This is a genomic window from Sphingomonas bacterium (assembly GCF_903643065.1).
Lineage (GTDB): Bacteria > Pseudomonadota > Alphaproteobacteria > Sphingomonadales > Sphingomonadaceae > Sphingomonas.
This window is the reverse complement of record NZ_CAHJWX010000327.1, coordinates 1-3,485: the sequence shown is the minus strand read 5'-3', so window position 1 is coordinate 3,485 and position 3,485 is coordinate 1. Positions and strand designations below refer to the sequence as shown.

At 68.8% G+C, this 3,485-nt stretch carries 4 protein-coding genes; 1 reads left to right on the top strand and 3 read right to left on the bottom strand.

Features of this window, described 5'->3' with window-relative positions:
* A partial coding sequence (locus HUU95_RS11375; RefSeq protein ID WP_174280217.1) for a YqgE/AlgH family protein occupies positions 1–484 on the bottom strand: 484 nt, incomplete at its 3' end.
* 77 nt (positions 485–561) lie between these two features.
* On the opposite strand from HUU95_RS11375, the gene HUU95_RS11370 reads away from it, so the two are divergent.
* Positions 562–1,041, top strand: a complete 480-nt coding sequence (locus HUU95_RS11370; RefSeq protein ID WP_174280216.1) for a peroxiredoxin — start codon at positions 562–564, stop codon at positions 1,039–1,041.
* Positions 1,042–1,083: 42 nt separating this feature from the next.
* Here HUU95_RS11370 and gatB read toward each other — a convergent pair whose 3' ends face one another.
* Both gatB and HUU95_RS11360 read right to left on the bottom strand, forming a co-directional pair.
* Positions 1,084–2,547 carry an Asp-tRNA(Asn)/Glu-tRNA(Gln) amidotransferase subunit GatB gene (gene gatB / locus HUU95_RS11365; RefSeq protein ID WP_174280215.1) on the bottom strand — a complete coding sequence of 488 codons (1,464 nt, stop codon included), beginning with the start codon at positions 2,545–2,547 and terminating at the stop codon, positions 1,084–1,086.
* 1 nt (position 2,548) lies between these two features.
* On the bottom strand, positions 2,549–3,485 hold a 937-nt coding region (locus tag HUU95_RS11360; protein WP_174280214.1), incomplete at its 5' end, for an amidase family protein.

The following is a 3,485-nucleotide window of genomic DNA, read 5'->3' as shown; positions in this document are numbered from 1 at the left end:
CCGCCGGCGTGTCGAACAGCAGCGCGGCGTTCGCGGGCACGTTGAGCCAGCCCTCGCCGCGCAGCTCGCCATCCAGCTGCCCCGCGCCCCAGCCGGCATAGCCCAGCGCCAGCAGCCAGCGCGCCGGCCCGGCCCCACCCGCGATCGCCCGGAGCACGTCGATCGAGCCGGACAATTTCCAGCGCCCCGCCACGTCGACGGTATCCTGCCCGCCCCAATCGGCCGAATGGAGCACGAACCCGCGCCGGGGCTCGACCGGGCCGCCCTGGTGCACCGGCGCGTTCGGGCTGTCGCCCGGCGCGATGTCGAACTGTTCGAGCAGATCGTGGAAGCCCAGCCCGTCGATCGTCGTGCCGACGCCGATGCCCAGCGCCCCGTCGGCATCGTGCGTGCACATCGCGATCGCCGCGCGGGCAAAGCGCGGATCGCGCATGCCGGGCGTCGCGAGCAGGAACTGGCCGGACAGGAACACGGGATCGTCCATCATTCCGGTCTAGCTGCGTCGCGGCTTGTAATCCACGCCCGCATGCGCTGAACGGCGCCGCAGAGGAGAATCAAGCCATGACCATCGCGATCGGCGACCGCCTGCCCGACGCCACGCTGCTCCAGGTGACCGAGTCCGGTTCGGAGGCCGTCACCACCGCCGACTTCTTTGCCGGCCGCCGCATCGCGCTGTTCGCCGTGCCCGGTGCCTTCACGCCGACCTGTTCGGCGCGCCATCTGCCCGGCTATGTCGAGAAGGCCGGCGATCTGGCGGCGAAGGGCATCAACACGGTCGCCTGCACCGCCGTCAACGATCCGTTCGTGATGGGCGCCTGGGCCAGGCAGGGCGATGCCGCCGAGATCACGATGCTGGCGGACGGCAATGCCGCGTTCGCCGACGCGCTGGGGCTCAGCTTCGATGGCGCGAAGTTCGGCATGGGCAAGCGGTCGCAGCGCTATTCGATGGTGGTCGATGACGGCGTCGTCGAGCAGCTCAACGTCGAGGCGCCCGGCGCGTTCGAGGTCAGCAGCGCGGATTACCTGCTAGGCCAGCTCTGAACTGCTCAGGGGCGGAAGGTGGCGTCCGGCGGCTCCGGGCGCCTATCCCAGCGCCGCCTTGAGCAGCTCGTTGACCAGCCCGGGGTTCGCCTTGCCCCCCATCGCCTTCATCGTCTGGCCGACGAAGAAGCCGAACAGCGCCACCTTGCCGCCGCGATATTGTTCCAGCTGGCCGGGGTTCCGGGCCAGCACGTCGGCGATCACCGCCTCGATCGCGCTCGTGTCGCTGGTCTGCCTGAGCCCGCGCTCCTCCACGATCGTGGCCGCGCCCTGACCGGTGTCGAGCATCACCTCGAACACCTGCTTGGCAAGGCTGCCGGACAGCGTGCCATCGGCGATCAGGGCCAGCAATTCCGCGGCTCGCGAGGGACTTACCGGTGATTGCTCGATACCGACGTCAAGCCGGTTGAGCGCCCCGAACAGCTCGCCCGTCACCCAATTGGACGCGGGGCCAGCCGGCACGCCCGCCGTCAGCAGCGCATCGAACCACCGTGCCGTCTCCACCTCGGCGGTCAGCACCCCGGCATTGTACGCCGTCACCCCCACCGCCTCGTACCGCGCGCGCTTGGTATCCGGCAGTTCGGGCAGGGAGGCGCGGCATTCGGCCAGCATCGCCTCGTCCAGTTCCAGCGGCAACAGATCCGGATCGGGGAAATACCGGTAATCATGGGCATCTTCCTTGGATCGCATCGTCCGCGTCGTGCCCGTGTCCGGGTCGAACAATCGCGTTTCCTGCTCGATCGCGCCGCCGTCCTCCAGCACCGCGACCTGCCGTTTCGCCTCGAACTCGATCGCCTGCATCACGAAGCGGACCGAATTGACGTTCTTGGTCTCCGTCCGTGTCCCCAGCTCGCCCCCCGGCCGCCGCACGCTGACGTTGACGTCGGCGCGCATCGATCCTTCCTCCATGTTGCCGTCGCACGAGCCGACATACCGCAACACCGATCGCAGCTTGCGCAGGTAAGCGCCCGCTTCCGCCGGCGACCGCAGGTCCGGCCGGCTGACAATCTCCATCAGCGCGACGCCCGACCGGTTGAGATCGACATAGGAGCGCGTCGGATGCTGATCGTGCATCAGCTTGCCCGCGTCCTGCTCGACATGGATGCGCTCGACACCGATCCGCTTGACGGCATCCGGCTTCTTCTCGTCGGGTGAGACATCGAGATAGCCTTCGCCGACAAGCGGATGATAAAGCTGCGAGATCTGATACCCTTGCGGCAGATCGGCGTAGAAATAATTCTTGCGGTCGAACCGGCTCCAGCGGTTGATCCGCGCATCGATCGCCATGCCCGTGCGCACCGCCTGGCGGATGCATTCGGCGTTCGGCACCGGCAGCATGCCCGGCATCGCCGCGTCGATCAGCGACACCTGCGTGTTCGGCGCCGCGCCGAACGCGGTCGCGGCGCCGGAGAACAGCTTGGCGTTCGACGTGACCTGGGCGTGGACCTCCAGCCCGATCACCACCTCCCAAGCCCCGGTCGCGCCCTCGATCCGATAGTCGCTCATCCTACCACCACGCCTCAGGCCGTGCCGTGAACCCCGCCCGCTCCTCGATCGCCAGCCCGGCATTGAGCACCAGCTGTTCGTCGAGCGGCCGGCCGATGATCTGCAGCCCGAGCGGCAGCCCGGCCGCGTCCAGCCCACCCGGCACGCTCATCGCGGGCAGGCCGGCGAGCGAGGAGGGCACGGTGAACACGTCGTTGAGGTACATCGCCAGCGGGTCCGCCGACTTCTCGCCCAGCGCAAAGGCGGCGGACGGCGCGGTCGGGGTGAGCAGCACGTCGCATCGCTCCCACGCCCGCTCGAAATCGCGTGCGATCAGCGCGCGCACCTTCTGCGCCTGGGTGTAATAGGCGTCGTAAAACCCCGCGGACAGGACATAGGTCCCGATCAGGATCCGCCGCTTGACCTCCGCGCCGAAGCCATCGGCGCGCGTCGCGGCGTACATGTCCTGCAACCCCGCGCCATCGGGCAGGTCGCGCAGGCCATAGCGGACACCGTCATAGCGGGCGAGGTTGGACGAGGCTTCCGCCGGCGCGATGATGTAATAGGCCGGCAGCGCGTAGCGCGTGTGGGGAAGCGACACCTCCACGATCGCCGCGCCCGCGTCGCGGAGCCAGTCGATCCCCCGCCGCCACAGCGCCTCGATCTCGGCGGGCATGCCATCGACCCGATATTCCTCGGGAATACCCACCCGGACGCCACTGAGATCGCACGATAATCCGCGCTCCCACGCCGGCACGTCGAGCTGGAGCGAGGTGGCGTCCTTGGCGTCGAAGCCGGCCATCTGTTCGAGCAGGATCGCGCAATCGCGCACGTCGCGCGCCATCGGCCCGGCCTGGTCGAGCGACGAGGCGAAGGCGATCGTGCCCCAGCGCGAGCAGCGGCCATAGGTCGGCTTGATCCCCGCGATACCGGTAAACGCGGCGGGCTGGCGGATCGAC

Excerpts from the sequence above, each read along its gene's own strand:
- HUU95_RS11370 (WP_174280216.1), top strand. The coding sequence starts at position 562 with ATGACCATCGCGATCGGCGACCGCCTGCCCGACGCCACGCTGCTCCAG.
- gatB (WP_174280215.1), bottom strand. The coding sequence starts at position 2,547 with ATGAGCGACTATCGGATCGAGGGCGCGACCGGGGCTTGGGAGGTGGTG.